This window comes from Okeania sp. SIO2B3 (genome assembly GCF_010672525.1).
Lineage (GTDB): Bacteria > Cyanobacteriota > Cyanobacteriia > Cyanobacteriales > Microcoleaceae > Okeania.
In genome coordinates this window covers 1-16,891 of the sequence record NZ_JAAHGH010000134.1, presented here as the reverse complement: position 1 = coordinate 16,891, position 16,891 = coordinate 1, and the positions used below count along the sequence as shown (strand labels likewise).

18 protein-coding genes are annotated in these 16,891 nt (G+C 37.7%); 8 read left to right on the top strand and 10 right to left on the bottom strand.

What is annotated here, in order from left to right; translation table 11 throughout:
* Window positions 1-308: TerB family tellurite resistance protein (locus tag F6K15_RS34395; RefSeq protein WP_293070074.1), on the top strand; the 308-nt coding region annotated here is incomplete at its 5' end.
* Between the two features lie 336 nt (window positions 309-644).
* Here the strand turns inward: F6K15_RS34395 and F6K15_RS34390 are convergent.
* From F6K15_RS34390 to F6K15_RS34380, 3 genes are all read right to left on the bottom strand, one after another.
* Window positions 645-2,048 (bottom strand): carotenoid oxygenase family protein, encoded by a 1,404-nt coding sequence (locus F6K15_RS34390; RefSeq protein ID WP_293070072.1) that lies wholly within the window; start codon window positions 2,046-2,048, stop codon window positions 645-647.
* Between the two features lie 378 nt (window positions 2,049-2,426).
* Window positions 2,427-3,476, bottom strand: a complete 1,050-nt coding sequence (locus tag F6K15_RS34385; protein ID WP_293070070.1) for a folate-binding protein YgfZ — start codon at window positions 3,474-3,476, stop codon at window positions 2,427-2,429.
* A gap of 65 nt (window positions 3,477-3,541) precedes the next feature.
* Entirely contained in the window at window positions 3,542-3,925 is a 384-nt protein-coding gene (locus F6K15_RS34380) for a hypothetical protein (RefSeq protein ID WP_293070068.1), read from the bottom strand.
* A 446-nt stretch (window positions 3,926-4,371) separates the two neighbouring features.
* On the opposite strand from F6K15_RS34380, the gene trpS reads away from it, so the two are divergent.
* Both trpS and F6K15_RS34370 read left to right on the top strand, forming a co-directional pair.
* Window positions 4,372-5,379, top strand: coding sequence for a tryptophan--tRNA ligase (trpS, locus tag F6K15_RS34375; protein ID WP_293070067.1), 1,008 nt, complete (start codon window positions 4,372-4,374; stop codon window positions 5,377-5,379).
* A gap of 557 nt (window positions 5,380-5,936) precedes the next feature.
* Window positions 5,937-6,821, top strand: coding sequence for a methylenetetrahydrofolate reductase (locus F6K15_RS34370; protein WP_293070065.1), 885 nt, complete (start codon window positions 5,937-5,939; stop codon window positions 6,819-6,821).
* 825 nt (window positions 6,822-7,646) lie between these two features.
* Here the strand turns inward: F6K15_RS34370 and F6K15_RS34365 are convergent.
* From F6K15_RS34365 to F6K15_RS34340, 6 genes are all read right to left on the bottom strand, one after another.
* Window positions 7,647-8,054, bottom strand: a complete 408-nt coding sequence (locus F6K15_RS34365) for a DUF2358 domain-containing protein (RefSeq protein ID WP_293070063.1) — start codon at window positions 8,052-8,054, stop codon at window positions 7,647-7,649.
* Between the two features lie 227 nt (window positions 8,055-8,281).
* Entirely contained in the window at window positions 8,282-9,334 is a 1,053-nt protein-coding gene (lpxD, locus tag F6K15_RS34360; RefSeq protein ID WP_293070061.1) for a UDP-3-O-(3-hydroxymyristoyl)glucosamine N-acyltransferase, read from the bottom strand.
* Window positions 9,335-9,740: 406 nt separating this feature from the next.
* A complete protein-coding gene (locus tag F6K15_RS34355; RefSeq protein WP_293070059.1) occupies window positions 9,741-10,061 on the bottom strand; it encodes a YkvA family protein in 321 nt (106 codons plus the stop codon).
* Between the two features lie 556 nt (window positions 10,062-10,617).
* Window positions 10,618-11,307, bottom strand: coding sequence for a pentapeptide repeat-containing protein (locus tag F6K15_RS34350; protein ID WP_293070057.1), 690 nt, complete (start codon window positions 11,305-11,307; stop codon window positions 10,618-10,620).
* A gap of 171 nt (window positions 11,308-11,478) precedes the next feature.
* Window positions 11,479-11,967, bottom strand: a complete 489-nt coding sequence (locus tag F6K15_RS34345) for a hypothetical protein (protein WP_293070055.1) — start codon at window positions 11,965-11,967, stop codon at window positions 11,479-11,481.
* 49 nt (window positions 11,968-12,016) lie between these two features.
* Complete coding sequence (locus F6K15_RS34340) at window positions 12,017-13,063, bottom strand: ferritin-like protein (RefSeq protein WP_293070053.1); 1,047 nt, start codon at window positions 13,061-13,063, stop codon at window positions 12,017-12,019.
* 62 nt (window positions 13,064-13,125) lie between these two features.
* Here F6K15_RS34340 and F6K15_RS34335 point away from each other — a divergent pair, with 62 nt between their 5' ends.
* A complete protein-coding gene (locus F6K15_RS34335) occupies window positions 13,126-14,277 on the top strand; it encodes an RNA-guided endonuclease TnpB family protein (RefSeq protein ID WP_293070052.1) in 1,152 nt (383 codons plus the stop codon).
* Between the two features lie 92 nt (window positions 14,278-14,369).
* Here the strand turns inward: F6K15_RS34335 and F6K15_RS34330 are convergent, their stop codons facing one another.
* The gene (locus F6K15_RS34330; RefSeq protein WP_293070050.1) at window positions 14,370-15,038 is read right to left on the bottom strand and encodes an NAD(P)-binding protein; all 669 of its coding nucleotides are present in this window, start codon (window positions 15,036-15,038) and stop codon (window positions 14,370-14,372) included.
* 614 nt (window positions 15,039-15,652) lie between these two features.
* Between F6K15_RS34330 and F6K15_RS34325 the strand changes: the two genes are divergently transcribed.
* The 4 genes from F6K15_RS34325 to F6K15_RS34310 all read left to right on the top strand — a co-directional run.
* Window positions 15,653-15,748, top strand: a complete 96-nt coding sequence (locus F6K15_RS34325; protein WP_293056166.1) for a helix-turn-helix domain-containing protein — start codon at window positions 15,653-15,655, stop codon at window positions 15,746-15,748.
* Complete coding sequence (locus F6K15_RS34320) at window positions 15,735-15,926, top strand: hypothetical protein (protein WP_293070047.1); 192 nt, start codon at window positions 15,735-15,737, stop codon at window positions 15,924-15,926. The genes F6K15_RS34325 and F6K15_RS34320 overlap by 14 nt, the downstream gene beginning before the upstream one ends.
* A 232-nt stretch (window positions 15,927-16,158) precedes the next feature.
* Window positions 16,159-16,482 carry a transposase gene (locus F6K15_RS34315; RefSeq protein ID WP_293070046.1) on the top strand — a complete coding sequence of 108 codons (324 nt, stop codon included), beginning with the start codon at window positions 16,159-16,161 and terminating at the stop codon, window positions 16,480-16,482.
* A gap of 96 nt (window positions 16,483-16,578) precedes the next feature.
* Window positions 16,579-16,891 (top strand): zinc ribbon domain-containing protein (locus F6K15_RS34310; RefSeq protein ID WP_363269334.1); only part of this gene is annotated, 313 nt, incomplete at its 3' end.

The following is a 16,891-nucleotide window of genomic DNA, read 5'->3' as shown; positions in this document are numbered from 1 at the left end:
CCGCACTCGGCAGTGACGGATATGAACTAGCAAAAACCTACCCAGCAGATGAGGATTTAATTGATGTTTTAAGTCAAGCATCTGCTGTGAATAATGCTGGTCGTCGTACAGTTATTTATCTTGCTATTAAGACTTGTAGCGCTGATGGAGAATTACACCCAGACGAAATGGCTAAAATTTACCAAATAGCAGAAAAACTAGGGTTGGCAAAAGATGTTGTTGATTCTCTCAAGGAACTTTGTGCTGAGGAAGCTCAGGTACGAGAAAAGCGTATAGGTCTATTGTTCCCTGATGGCGCTCCTTACTAAACTTGATTGTTTAGTTACTGGTTTCCCCTCTCAACTGAGTTGAGAATGGGAAATCTTATAATTTTGCGTTGGGTTGCACTGTCAGTTTTGATATTCAGGCGTTGGTAAAGCGCGTGTATGATATTAATCGCGCATTACTTAGGAGTCAACCCACCCCTAGCCCCTCCCACGACCGTGGAGGGGAAAGACCGAGTCAGGACTCAGGAGAGAAGAAAGAAGAAGAAACCCAGACTAGAAGGAGAAAGTTTTTTGGTCGCGTAAAGGTCATGGAGTTCTATCGCGCTCTTATCCTGAGATGATATCATACCTCAAAGCAAAACCCAACCTACTAAAAACTTAACTCAACTGTGCTTCTGTCACCCAGGCAGCATGAAAACCATAAGGAACTCGCTGCGGAATAATTACTCGCGCTACAGTTTCCCCACTCATATCTTGAGCATTCACTACTACCAACTCAGAAGTCTGAGTATTTTCATCATAAACATAAGTCACTAACCAACCATCATCTTCGTTACTAGCATTCAGTCGAGGAGCAAACACTGCCTCACCACCATAACACCCTTTACCAAACTCATGGGTTTCTGACTTCCCTGTATCCAAGTCATATTTAATCAGAGCATCAAACAGAGGAAAACTTCCTGGTGCCATTCTTGCTGAATAACCATACCGCGTCTTTCGTCCTAATAATTCTTCATTGACACGGGGAAACTCAGAAGCTACATCATCCAACTTTTCCTCCTTGACAGCTCCCGTTTTTAGGTTAAACCGCCAACGATGTAAATAAGGAATATCACCATCAGGGAGGCGATCGCTCTGATCTGTCACAAACACATTAGTAGAGTTCATCCGACAAGCAAGCAATACAACCTCATCGCCTTCCTCATAAGCATTGAGAGTATGCCAAACAAAACAAGCTGGAGTTTCAAACCAACGTACTTCGCCACTATCGCCATGTCGGGGAATAATTCCGAAGCGACTGGGTGTCTCTGACTCAAACATTAGTGGAAACTGACTTTTTTCTATTCTTTCTGGGCGAAAAGTCATCGGTAAATCGAAAAATATACTATAGTTTTCGGTAATGGCAAAGTCGTGCATCATTACTCCCACAGGCAATTCAATAGGTATTGTCTGCAGCAATTCACCAGTTGCCGAAACAACACCATATTGTAAAAAGGGAGGTTGAGCTACTGAGTAACCGAAAAACATCATTTCTCCTGTTACCGCATCAACTTTAGGATGGGCAGTAAAAGGAGATTGAAGTTTGCTGTTAAAAGTCTGTTTGCCAATAGTCTCTAATTCAGGCAGTTTAATATGGTAAGGCGCACCCCCACCACCTTCCCACAGAGCATAAAAATGATTGGCATGATAAACTAGAGCTGTATTAGCTGTATTTGTATCTGTACCGTGAGAATTATCGGGTTGGGATGGTTCTAATAACCCTGGCCATACTGCTTTACCTTCCTGGTTTTCTACCTGGAATTTGTTGGTGCGTACATAACGGTTGCAATAGGATGCTTTACCGTCTTTTATTCTTACTCCATGGAGCATTCCGTCGCCGTCAAACCAGTGATATTGTCCAATTGGGTCAAATTGTGGGTTAGGACCATTACGCACAAACATTCCTGAGAGATCGGGAGGTAGTTCTCCGATAACTTTGAGGTTTTCGGCGGTTATTTCTTCTGTAACGGGGGCGAAATTATTGGTTAAGAAAGGATTAAGGGTAGGAGTTGTTGCAGTCATATAATTCTTGATAATCTTTAGCTTATTTTATAACAACTGGGAAAAAATTTATACAAGAAATCTCCTAATTATTGCTCTGCTGATTAAATATAAAAGCATTGACATATAAATACTTTAGCCTTTTTGGGGTCGAATTGCAGTGCCTGGTTTTCAGCTCTTCAAGCTCATGCATGGAGCGTATTTTAGGCGCATAGTTGGGCAGAACAATCTGGGGACAAAACGCCCGCTCCTACCTCCTCGCTCATTCCCCGTTCCTCCTGTCTTCCCCTCCCCTCCTGGGAGGGGTTAGGGGTGGGTTGGGAGGGGGAGGGGCGAGGGGTGGGTTGTCTCCTGTCTCCTGTCTCCTACCCCAGCAAAAAGGCTTTCCATACGCAAACCCTAATTATCAAGATATTGATGTGTCAAAAAAGGCACTTCAACTACTTCCCCTTCCACATCTCCCACTTGTACTTTTAAACCCGCTCCACCTGCTTTTGTTTTAATATAAACCAATCCAAAATAACCATTATTAATTTCCGTACAACTTGTTAATTTCCCAACTTTTTCATCTCCAACTTTTACAACATTTCCTAATTCCGCCATTCCACTCAAACGTACTCCCAAAAGCCGTTGTTTCACACCTTTATATGTATTTAAACGAGCAATAGTTTCTTGACCAATATAACAACCTTTCTCAAAAGAAATAGTATTCCATAAACCAGCTTCGAGAGGGTTATAGTCATCTGTAAGTTCATGGTCTGGCACGGGACGACCTTGCTCTATTCTCAGTTGTTGCCACAGGCGATCGCCCATAGGTACTGCTCCTACTTCTACTAACATTTGCCAAACTTCGGCAGCATTATTCACAGGAACTATTAAAGTGTATCCCTCTGTTGCTAACCCACTACCGACAGCAACCCGAATTTCTACATTTCCTAGACTCATTAACTGGTGACTAGCGTGGGGTGTATCTGGAGGAGTTGTGCCTGATAATTTGGCGATCGAGTTTTTGCTTTCTGTTCCAATGAGACTAAATATGGCGTATTCGCTACTAATATCTTTCACTTCAACCTTATCCATGGGGAAGAGATAACGGTCAAACCACTCTATTAAATGTTGACAACGGGTGGGGGAGACTAACAATAAAACAGCATCTTCTGTAACATAAGCTGTTACTAAGTCAATAGTCCGAGCAGTGGGGGTGACGAAAACTGTTTCACAACCTTCACCTGGTTTGAGAATATTGAAATTATTTGTGCTTTGGTTGTGTAGAAACCTGAGACGGTCATCGTCGGAAATGTGTATTAGTCCCCAATGAGAGCGATCGCATACAGCTACTCCCTGTTTTATTGCTTCTATTGCTTGAGTATTATTACCAAAGCTAACTGGAATTGAGTCTTGAAAAGTTGCACCATTAGATGTTTGAATATTCTGTAATTCTTGGTTCATAATTATAATTTTTGCTGTTGATTTTTATTTAATACAAATAGTTATTTTGTTCTGAGAAAATCTATCTATACTGTTGGTAAATCAGCCATCATATTCTCTACCACTTTCAGAGCTTTTTCGTCAAGATGCTCCCAATTAACATTTCCTTCATCGTTGAGTAAGCTAGTATCAACTTCAACTTCTACTGTTTGTTCAGCAGTATGAGTAGAATGATAATTATTAAAACAAACTTGATAGCAAAGTTCCCAGATATCAATACTAACTTTTTGGTCTTGATATTCTAAATCTAATCTATATCCTGGAATTGGTGTTTGTACTTCTTGATAGTCCCCTTGCCAAACAGAATTATCTAGTTTTTTACGAATATGATCTAATAATCTGATGAAAGCAGGTTGCATTAGTAGTTCAGCTTGTTTCCAAGCAGTAATGTTATTAATTTTAGGCTTCATTTAATTTGATTGAAAAACATTAAACTTCTTACAGAAGTTAGGGAATAGCGGTGCGACCCCGCGTCGCCGTCAGCTCGCTTGCGGAATGCTGACCAAGAGAGGGAACGCGCACCAACAGAGCGAATAGAGAGATAAAATTGTTTATTTCATATCTTGAATTGGTTTAATTCAAACTTTAATCATAATAAACTTTTGCGTCAATAACTATCTCACTTTTGACTTTTGACTTTTGACTTTTGACTTTTGACTTTAAAACTTTAATCATAATAAACTTTTGCGTCAATAACTATCTCACTTTTGACTTTTGACTTTTGACTTTTGACTTTAAAACTTTTGACTTCAAAACTTTCGACTTTTGACTTTAAAACTTTTGACTTTTGACTTTTGACTTTATTTATGTTATTGTTAATTATTAATTAATATTTAATGGCTAAAGTTAAAGAGTAATGGTTAAACAGCGCGTACTCTCTGGAGTTCAACCAACTGGAAACCTTCATATTGGAAATTATTTAGGTGCTATTCGCAACTGGGTGGAGGATCAAAAAGAATATGATAATTTCTTCTGTGTAGTAGACTTACACGCTATTACAGTACCACATAATCCAGCAACTCTAAGTAAAGATACTTACACTATTGCAGCCTTATATTTAGCCTGTGGTATAGACCTGGATGATTCTACCATATTTGTACAATCTCATATTCCAGCTCATAGTGAATTGACATGGTTACTGAACTGTATTACTCCACTGAATTGGTTGACAGATATGATTCAATTCAAGGAAAAATCAGTTAAGCAAGGAGAAAATGTCGGTACAGGTTTATTAGATTATCCAGTTTTGATGGCTGCTGATATTCTACTATATGATGCAGATAAAGTTCCTGTGGGAGAAGACCAAAAACAACACTTGGAGCTTACTCGCGATATTGCAGTTAGATTTAATCATCAGTTTGGTAACGAGGAAAAGATACTAAAATTACCAGACCCTTTGATTAGAAAAGAGGGTGCGCGGGTAATGAGTTTGGCAGATGGTACTAGCAAAATGTCTAAGTCTGACCCTTCAGAATTGAGTAGAATTAGTTTATTAGACCCACCGGATGTAGTTACAAAAAAAATTAAACGTTGCAAAACAGACCCAGTTAAGGGTTTAGAATTTGATAATCCTGAACGACCTGAATGTAATAATTTATTGACCCTTTATAGATTATTTTCAGGCAAAACAAAAGAAGAAGTAGCAGTAGAATGTCAGGATATGGGATGGGGACAATTTAAACCTTTATTAACTGAGGCAACTATTGAAGCTTTGAAACCAATTCAAACAAAATATCAAGAAGTAATGGATGATAAAGGTTATTTAGAATCTGTTTTAGCTGAAGGTAGACAAAAAGCAGGAGCAGTTGCAAATCAAACCTTAGCAAAAGTCAAAGCTGCTTTAGGTTATTCTGTGCCAATTTAGAAGTCAAAAGTCAAAAGTCAAAAGTTAAAAGTAAGATTTTATCAGCAATTGATAATTGATAATTGATAATTACTTCTCCCTAAAAGGAAGAGATTGAATAAAAGGAAAATATTTTCTTGTTTCTCCTTTAAAGGAGAGGCTTTAAACCTTAATTATTCGGTAATTTACAGAAGTTATTTAACATTTAAAGGAGTGAAACTGTTTGTGACATCTTTAAAGTGAATTGGTATTGGTAGTTAACTACTCAGGTAAAACTCAAATTAATAATTTATTTTTTCCTAAATCACAATTATCCTCAACTGAAGTTAAGTGGATTAACTTATTAAAAAAGTTATTTATAAAGTTGGATAACTATGTGTAAGCTCAAAGTGAAATTATAATTTGTTAATGAGCAACAAAAATGATATTTGCTCAACCATGACATATCCTGAGATTTCCTTTGTTAATCAAAGTAAATAGTAGTTAGTTAAAAAAGATTTTTATTTAATCTATCAAATAGTCTGAAAAAATCAACAACTTAACCACAACTAAGTAATAAATATTAAGTAATAAATATAATGAATAGATTTCGTAATGCAGTAAAATCTGGAGAATTTTTAGTAACTGCTGAAGTAGCACCACCAAAGGGAGCTGACCCCACTCACATGATTGAAATGGCCTCAACACTAAAAGGTCGAGTTCATGCTGTTAATGTAACAGATGGCAGTCGTGCTGTTTTGAGAATGTCTTCATTGGCAGCCTCAATTATCTTGAAAAATAATGGCATAGAGCCAATATGTCAAGTAGCTTGTCGCGATCGCAACCGTATTGGGTTACAAGCAGACCTAATGGGAGCTTCAGCATTAGGACTTAATAATATTTTAGCTCTTACTGGGGACCCCGTAAAGGCAGGGGATCATAAAAAGGCCAGGAGTGTGTTTGATATGGAGTCAGTGCGTTTATTACAAATGATTGCTAAATTAAACCAAGGCATAGATTGGAATGAGAAAGCTTTACCGGATGGAGCTACAGATTTATTTGTAGGTGCTGCGGTAGACCCTCAGTCTCCTAGTTGGTCTGGATTAAAAAAACGATTTGAGCGGAAATTATTAGCAGGGTGTCAATTTTTTCAAAGTCAATTAATTTCTGATTTTGATAAGTTAGAAAAATTTATGAATCAAATTGCAGTTGATAGTAATAAGCCAATTTTAGCTGGAATATTTTTACTTAAATCTGCAAAAAATGCTGCTTTTATTAATAAGTATGTGCCTGGAGTTGATATACCAGAACATATTATTAATCGTTTGGCAAAAGCTGAAAAACCTTTAGAGGAAGGAATAAAAATTGCTGCCGAACAAGTACAAATTGCTAGTAAGATTTGTCATGGAGTTCATTTGATGGCAATTAAGCGAGAAGATTTAATTCCCAGAATATTAGATATGGCTGAAATTTCTCCTATTTAAGGAAGAAGGAAGAAGGAAGAAGGAAGAAGGAAGAAGGAAGAAGGAAGAAGGAAGGACTGAAAAATATGGCGTTTTCATAGAAGAAGGAAGAAAGAAGGATAAAAAATGGGTGCATCTCAATATTTGCAAAAATACTTTTTTCCTATATATTCCCTGTTCCCTGTTCCCTGTTCCCTAAAAGCAATAACTTTTTGGTTTTATTCACGCATTGAGATGTACCCTAAAAAATATGGTTTTGTCTGAGTTTTAAGCTTTTGATACAGCAGATTACATCAAGAGTGAGGTACACTCATAGTGGGCTGGGAAGATTTAATTGTTAATATCTGTACTTCATATACAACCGAATCTGCTGTATGTCCTAACCTACATTCCGCACGACAAAACGTAGCATAAGAATATAAGTCAAAAGTAAGAAGTAAGAAGTAATACCAAATTGAAATGAAGCTGCATAGAATAATATTTAAAGCATAATTGACCATAGGTAAGCGTAGATAAATATAGATCGATTTAATGAATTTCATCATTCTATGCAACCTCATATAAAACTGGTATAAGAAGTAAGAAGTAAGAAGTAAGAAGTAAGAAGTAAGAAGTAAGAAGAAAATTATAGTGGTCAATAAGAGTAAATAATTCAGCAAGTATTTATGCTTAATATTTAACTGAAGTATTTGACTTTTGAGAAATAATTTATACAGTATAAATATTTACCAAAAATAGAAATTATATACTACTTTTAATGTTACGCTCTTGACGTGCGGAATGTGGGTCCTAACCTTTCTCTAATCATTAACCTGATAACTGATAACTGATAACTGATAACTGAATTCACCCCTTATGAAAAAACTGCTTTAATATTTCAGTAGGTTTTCTATCCCAAGTATCAATATGCTCATAAATTAATCCATCTTGATTAAATTTATAAGTAGAATAACCATTAAAAAAAATTCTGGCTTGCCAAGGAACTCTTAATATTCCACGCACAGTCCAATTTGCCAAAATTATATTTTCTTCTGTTTGCTGAACATCGTGTAAATCAAAATAGAGTTCTGTGAAAAATAACCGACCATGAAAGCGCAAAGTCCAAAAAATAATTCGATAATTAAACTTCCACTTAAATGTATTAACTGGGTCTTTAAAAAAAATATCTTTAGTATAAATATCGTAGGAAATATCCTTTTCAAATAGAGTAGGTAAATCCAACTTTAGCGTATTAATAACTTGTTCAACTTTCACTCTAATTTTTCCTCAGAAAAAATTGACATATCTAGACTAGAGTTTACTTAAAAAATAGTCAGCATAAGTTGAAATAGCAGTTTTATCTTTTCTTTTGCGGGTTCAATACCCCACCGTCCATTGGGATACCTAAAATTTCTTAGGGTGATAAGACACGGAGTGGCCTATCGTTGACTATCCCCATGGAATTTTCCCTCCTGCCTTCTGCCTTCTGCCTTCTGCCTTCTTCAATAAGAACTAATATTTAACACTCGCTTAATCTGTTTGACGTATTGATAAATTTCAGGTAAACGTTTATAAATAGCAGACGCTTTTAAATAAATCTTATAAGGAACAGCAGGACTACTAGAAACAATTTCTCCAGCAGCAACATCATTATGAACACCCGCTTGAGCAGTAGCGATCGCTCCATCTCCAATTTTTGCCTGATTAGCAATACCCACTTGGCCAGCCAAAATTACATTATCGCCCAATTTCACCCCACCAGCTAGACCAACCTGAGCTGCCAAAGCACAGTTTTTTCCAATCTGACAACCATGGCCAACTTGCACCAAATTATCCAACTTCGTATTTTTGCCAATTCTAGTTTCTCCCACTGCAGGGCGATCTATAGTACTATTGCCACCAACTTCAACCCCATCTTCCAAAACCACTCTGCCAGACTGTTCCATTTTATACCAACCATCTTGAGTCGGCACAAAACCAAAACCTTCTCCACCAATAACCGCTCCACTATGAATCACACAACCATTACCAATTTGACTACGTTCATGAATCGAACAGTTAGCGTGTAAAACAGAATTATCTCCTATTTCCACATCTGGATAAATGACCACATTTGCATAAATACAAACATTGTCCCCAATTTTTACCCCCGCATCAACCACAACATGAGGGCCAAGATAAACATTTTTTCCTATTTTTGCTGTTGAGTGAATAACAGCAGTGCCATGAATTTCTCGAATAGGTTGAAAAGGTTGATAAAAAATAGTGATCGCCTTGGCAAATAATAATCTTGGTTCTTTGCCAGATACCCATTCAATGCCACGTTCGCTTGCCTGGGTTTGCAGAGTCTCGTCCATGGGCAAAATCAAAGCACTAGCATTTGTCGTGCCTAAATAACTGGCAAATTTTGGTCCTTCTATATAACTAAGAGTACCTACTACTGCTTCATCTACCGGGGCCACACCTGTAAGATCTGGGGCCACACCATTAGTTTTTTCTAGACTACTAGCGATCGCCTCAGAACCAAGTTTATTTACAAGTTCCCTAAATTTCATGATTTCCCACTCGTAGCAAATTCTCCTGAACTTATACCATTTTTTCGCCAAAAAATAAACCCAAGTCCAGAGAAGGCAGAGGGCAGGAGGCAGAAGGCAGAAGGGAAAGAAAAGTTCAAAGGGATAAGTTTTTTTATATAGCGCTGTGCGCAGGCAACAGGCAACAGGCAACAGCTCATCTGGGGGAATAAATTGCCTATAATATAAGACTTTTAGCTATTGGGCATCTCCTGCAATTTGTAAATATACCAGCGCTCATTGCTATAATTTATTATCCTAACATTACATTATACCATTTTTCCGCCAAAAAATAAACCCAAATCCATAGTTGTTCATCAGGCAGAGATTTGGGTTAAATATTCTGATCGAGACAAAATATCGAAAGCTAATTTTGCCTAAGTCTAATTTACTTGATTGAAACAGCATCTACATCAACTGTGGTATCAGTAGTAGTTGAGTCTTTATCATTAATATCAGGTGCAACTGCTACATCTTTTTTACCGCGACGTAACTTGATAAATTCAACTGCCATCTGAGAAACTTCTGCCACTAAGAGAGTTACAATAGCAACATCATCTATCTGTCCTGCAATGGGGATAAAATCGGGAGAGATGTCAACAGGACTCAATACATAGGCCAATGTTCCAGCAATAATCCACCAACGATATTTAGGATTACGGATAGTATTACGATACCAAGTATATAGAGATTGAATGGAAAAACTCATTTAATTATCCTTAAACTTAAAACTTACTTACACTTTTAATAATGGCAGAATTTTAAGCAGTATGGCAGTGTCAGTATCCACCATCGGTTTTTACAGAAATTTCTACACTTAAAGTTAAGGAATTTTGTTATGGGAGTTTGAGGGTGAAGTAGCAAAACCATTATACCTCTCCAAAAATGCCAATTTTGGAACGGCGTGTAAGGGTTTAAGAACCTTTTCTGGAGATGTCTATTGAAAATTGCTGTAAAACTACAGACTTTAAATAAATAAGGATTACAAACCAGTCACTCTACGGAGATATCGTCGTGCCATGACAGCATATTCTAAAGGCTCACGTAAAGGCTTAATTGTAGTGTTAGCAGGGTATTGTTCAGCTTCTACCATTAACCATCCTTGATACTTGACGTCGGCTAGTTTATTTAAAATGCTATCAAAGTCAATGATTCCACTGTTATCTCCAGGAACTAGACATAATCTGACAATATCACCATAGATATATAAAATTATGTCTAATGATGTTCAACTTTTTAACTTCTGTAGTTAGCCTTGCTAGATATTAACACTCATCAGCATTAAACTCAGAGAGATCGCCGTTATATATAGTATCGTTAGGCATCCTGGCATCATATAAATCTGTTTCACAGAAGTTAGCACCATTTAGAGTAGCACCTGATAATCTAACATTGGTCATCACACTGTAAGAAAAATCTCCATTTTCTAGATGAGAACCATTGAAATATGCGTTATTGAAATTAGCATCTTCAGCCTCCACATCAGTCAATGTTGCATCTGAAATAATCGCATATTCTAGCTCTGCTCCTGAGAGTGTTGCATTAGACAAATCAGCACCAGGCATTTCTGCATTAGACAATTTTGCATCTGAAAGATCCGCATCTATTAACTTGGCATTGTCTAACTTTACACCCAAAAGTGATGCCCCTGATAAATTTGCTCCTGTAAGATCCGCACGTTTTAACTTTGCTTCATTTAGCAAAGCATCAGATAGATTTGCTCCTGACAAATCTGCTCTTAGCAATGCGCTGCCATATAAATCTCTACCAGATAAATCCACTCCTGATAGGTTACAGTCGTTGCATTCGTTTGTCTCTAGTAAATGTTCGAGATTCTGACTTATCTCACTATTAGGAAAAATGAAAGCATTCGCTGGTAAACCAAATAGCGTTAAACTCAGAACAATTGTTAGGACAATAGCAGAAAGTCCACGAAACCAAGTTTTAATTTTCATCTTGTATCTCTCCTGTATTTCTATTCAAATTCCTAGCCAAAAAATTCAGCTTTAGCAAGATTTACCCAGAAGCACTATATCTAGTAGGAGCGTTTCATGTCGCCCTGAGAAATGGCTATTTCCTCCTACAGATGGTGTATAATTTTATTTTCTGCGTAATTCCTATTTAGATTAACTTAAAGTAACTAAAGGAGGCTCGCTCCAAGTTCCGTAACCGGGAGCTTTTGCTCCAGGTGGGTTAACCCCAACCGCCTTCCATACAAGTCCTTCAGGATATGCTTGGGGACTGGGAATAAAGCTATCTCCATTTTCTCCAGTACCATACCAATAATGCCATGCCTCTGGCATTTTTTCCCAGGTTGCTGTGTACCATAATTTGATGATATTACGAGCAATAGGACCTCGTTTGGCAGAATCCAAAATTTCAGACTTTAGTCCCTCACTGAAAATTGTGGGATTATGTTTTCTTTTCGCTCTCCTATCAAGATCGTGAAATTTTTCTAGTAATTCTTGAAATATTGCGTCACCAATCTTTTCGCAAATGGTTTCAAAGTAAAGAGAAGCTTGTCCAGTTCCCTGGAGATCAAAGGTAGAAAATCCTGTTACTTCTGCCGAGAAATCCAGGAAATACCCCATAAATTCAGGTGTATTAATAGTCACAGATTATTTGCCTCCACACAATTTGTAGCTTTTTGCTGATTTTTGATTGTTACTCAAACTTATAAACCGGGCCGGCATTAAATTCCGTTCCAGGAATGGGGTTACGAATCAGAGTAGTAGCTAATTCCTTGAGGCGGAACATACTTCCCACAGCAGGAAGTAACTGTTCAGGATGACCATTAAAGGAATATTCCAGCTCTGCCAGAAACTTACTGTAACCTTGTTGGAACTCCAGAGCATGAGCATATAATTCTGAGTCTGGATCGCAATGATTTCTTAGCTTACTCAAAGTCAGGTTTGGCATGACAGGATAAACATCATCCCACTCTACTGTAAAGGTCTCACCTGTAGGAACATCAGGTTGATCCGAATTACGTGGATCATCCTTATCTATCACATAATATTTACCCCCTTCAAATTTACCTTCTTCACCTACAAGTTGTTGGAAACGATAATAATGGCAAAGTTCTTTTTCAGCATCATAGATAGTTTCGCTTCCCGAACCCTCACCTTGGGTTTGAATTACATACATAGCTTTAATAGCAGAGTCCAAATCCGTTACTTTGACGATATCTCCTGCACCGTCATAGTAATATTCAGGGGTGATTTGCTTTTTCGGATCGCCAATAAAGAGATTCTTACCTTTCTCTTTATACTCTTTATCCAGTGCCGTTAAGCCACGAATAATTTCTGCGTAGAACAATCCAATACTATAGTAATTTTGTGGGTCCTGACGGAGTTCCTCAGTATAAAACCACAGGAAAACTCTCTTTTGGTTGGTTCTAGGATCTACTAATGGTTCGTCATCATCTACGTGTTTAGCACGTTCTATTTTCAGAAAGGTTTCTACTGTTTCTTTGGAAAACTTGCCTACGTTAACTGGAAATTGGTCTTCTGGTTTAGACCTTGTGGGCAATGTAGTAGGATAGGTAGGAACAAAGTTTGGATCGGTCAAAACCCCTTCAATGTTTCCACCAACTGCATTAAAAACATTAGCTGCTAGAGTTAGATGTAGCATTTCCTCTACAGCAATGTCTCTAATAATGTGGAAAGCTTCCAGATTTGAACCTGGTTTAAGGGAGTAAAGAGCAGTCAAATAAGGGGGCTAACTACTGAAGCCGAATAATTGGACATGCGTTGAAAAAATCTTAATAAATCTTGAAAACAATTACGATTATCTGCTATGGTATATTAAACTCTCCTAAGTTACCAGATGCTTTTTTTCATGGTTTACCAGTTCCAATGAAATCAATCAAGACCAAGCTAAAACTTAACAATAAGCAAAAAACAATACTTGCCAAACACGCAGGAGTTGCTCGTCATGCTTATAACTGGGGATTAGCAACTTGCATAAAAGAGTACGAAGAAACTAAAAAACGCCCAAGTGCAATTACCTTGCATAAACGTTTAGTAGCCGAAGTCAAATCAATTAATCCTTGGTATTATGAGGTATCTAAGTGTGCCCCCCAGCAAGCATTAAGAGATTTAGAGAGGGCATTTAAAAACTTTCTAACTATTCCTGAACGTGGTTTTCCGGTCTTTAAGAAAAAAGGTAGAAAAGACAGCTTTTACTTAGAAGGAAGTATTAAGATTTTCCAAGGAAATTACATACAATTACCCAGAATAGGAGTAGTAAAAACTTATGAAATCTTACCTTCCGTACCAGTAAAAAACGTCACTATATCAAAAAAAGCAGATAATTGGTACATCAGTTTTAAATATAATTTTGAATCCTATCCAACAGAAAAAGTAGGAGAAGCTATAGGTGTAGACATAGGTATAAATACATTAGCAACCTGTTCTGATGGCAGTAAGTTTGCTAATGTCAAAGCCTACAGGCAAGCCAAAAAACGATTAGTTCGTCACCAACGTGTAGTCAGTAAAAAAGTTATTGGCTCCAAAAACAGACGCAAAGCAGTAAAAAAACTAGCCAAAGCACACAAAAAAGTAGCCGATATCAGAGCAGATGCACTACATAAACTCACAACATGGTTAGCTAAAAACCACAGCACCATAGTAATTGAGGACTTGAATGTAAGTGGAATGTTGAAAAACCATAAACTGGCAAGTGCTATTGCTGATTGTGGGTTTTATGAATTCAAACGTCAGCTTACATACAAATGTGAATGGTACGGCAGTGAATTAGTCATAGCGGATAGATTTTATCCAAGTTCTCAAATATGTTCAAATTGTGGGCATCAACAGAAAATGCCGTTGCACTTGAGAACTTATAAATGTAGTGAATGCGGTTTTCAAGCAGACAGAGATTTTAATGCTGCTATCAACCTGAAAAACTATGTGAATCAGTAGCTTGAGTTCCAAGCGAATTTAAGCCTGTGGAGAAGATAAGTTACAGACTGCGGTCAGTGGTCTTCAGTGAAGCAGGAAGCTAGCTCCAAAGCTCATGCAACCATGCATGGGTAAGTTTGGGTAAGTTTAGTAGAACGGTTAGGAATACTATTACGACCCTGGGGAAAGGTGCTGAGGTCTAATTTAACAGACTTTCCATAGAATTCAACTGTAGTTCCATGAATTTTCTCTGCGAATTTCTGATCCAAGTAAGAAGGAGGAAGTTCTAACATGGGGAAGACATAACCCTCTTCAAAAGGCACTCCTAGAGCTTTTTGTCCTTCTACACTGCCAGAAACCCCAATCTCATACTCTGCTTGGCGGTAGTAGGGCATAATCTCTTCATACTTAATAGGCCAATCCAGACCTTGCCCGTATAGAGTGCGTAACTGGAAATCTTCTGGTAACATCCGTATGGTTTTACCTTCCCAGTGCATGGTTGTGCCGCCTAACACTCTTGTATAAGAACCGCTCAGGGGTAAAGGCCCTTGTTCTTCAAAATAATGATTTGCTCCATCTGTTGGGTTCAGAGCATTGGGGTTTACAGGATAGGGAGCATTGGCATTCTTGTCTACAGCACCGTAAAAAGTTTCAACGTGATTTTGAAAGCCTTCAAGGGTTAAACCTTCACCAGTTCCTGCCTCAAGGATTAAAACTCGCTTTCCCTGTTCGCTTAATTGTTTAGCGACAATTGCTCCTGCGACTCCCGCGCCGACGATCACAGCATCGTATTCGTTTGTTATTGACAGTCTGGGAATCAACTATTAACATCGTCTTATTTTGACCCATTTGTTATTCCTCAGCAATTAGCATATCTATCAAATAGATATACAGAAATTTGCCTCATGTAAAAATTTAGATTTGTTACTAAGTTTATATAGATATATTAATGATTTAATAATTATCTTTACAAGCAAAAAATCCCATGAGTGAGATATTATGATTGTGATGATTATCTTTTATAGCGCCTACTAATTTAGGCGATTGCTGACGCAAAGCTCCGCTAACGCTTAAATTTTAATAGCGATTGCTGATGTAAAGCTCCGCTAACGCCTCAAGATTTTGGCCTTTGTTAAGACATGATCAGGACTTAGGCAAATAGGCTATATATAGTGTTTAATAACTATGATATGTCTGTATTTAGTTACTAAATTTGAGCAGTGCCCTAAAACTATGTTATACTATCGCCAGAGAACTTTTGTTGGGCTACGCGATCGCATCATCAACTTTTACCAGAAAATTGGGTTTAAAGCCTCGCCCATAAGCGGGCGACTTTTTAGTAGTTGATTTTATTTCAAGAAATATGTTATCATGTTTTTAGTTTAAGAGTCAAATTATGAAAGCTAGATTTAAGTATCGTATCTATCCCACACCGGGACAAAAATACCGAGAGCGCAAAGCTATTTGGTTGTGTCCGTGTGGTTTGGAATGATAGCCTAGCTTGTTGTCAACAAAAATATAGATCGGGAGAAAAGAAACCTTACTTATCTCAACTACAAAAACAGTTGATCACTCAATCGAAAAATACTGAAGACAGAGAATGGTTATCAGAAGTTTCTGCTATACCATTACAGCAATCTTTGAATGATTTAAATCAGGCGTTGCTCTAACTTTTTTAAATCGACAAAAGGTGAGAGAAAAGGTAGACCTATTAAACCTCCTAAATTCATGCATCAGGAAATCAAAACAAACTGCTAGGTTTACACTCGTGAGGATTTAAAATTGGTCAACATAAAGTTTATTTGGCTAAGATTGGAAAGCTGAAAATTGTTTCGCCTGTGAGAGTTACCTGCGGCTCCATCATCAGTAACAGTAATCAAAGATTCAGCTCATAGATATTTCTTGAGTTTTGTAGTAGAAATACAACCAGAAATCTTACCTCAAACTGATAATTCAGTAGGTATAGATTTAGGCATTTCTACCTTTGCTACATTTAGTAATGGCACGAAGGTTGATGCTCCTAAGCCACTAAAGAAACGAATTAAGAAATTAAGAAAGTTAAGTAAGTCATTATCTCATAAAACTAAAGGCTCTAAAAGGTATGAAAAAGCACGGGTTAGAGTTGCTAAGTTCCATGCCAAACTGAAAGATACAAGAACAGACTTTCTACATAAATTATCCACTGAAATAATTCGTGAAAACCAAGCAGTTGTTTTAGAAGTATGACAATGTATCTGGTATGATTAAAAACCGTAACCCACCCCCATCCCCTCCCGGGAGGGGAGCAAGAGGGGTGGGTATCAGATTTAGGATGGAGAACCCATACGGACTTTTTTAGATGGAATTGCTGAAAAATATGGTCGCGATTTTAGAGTAATTAGTCGTTGGGAACCTACTTCTCAAATTTGCTCAAATTGTGGCTTTAAAGGTGGGAAGCTAGACCTTAAGGTGCGAGAATGGGAGTGTCTCAACTGCGGTGCAAAACATGATAGAGATGAGAATGCAGCGATAAATATATTAGTCGCTCCTTGGGCATGCCTCCTCCGGAGGAGCTACGCTAACGGAGACAAAAAAGCGCACCGAACCCGCGCCGCCGAAAGGCGCAAGGGAACGCGGAGCAAGAAACGGACGTGGA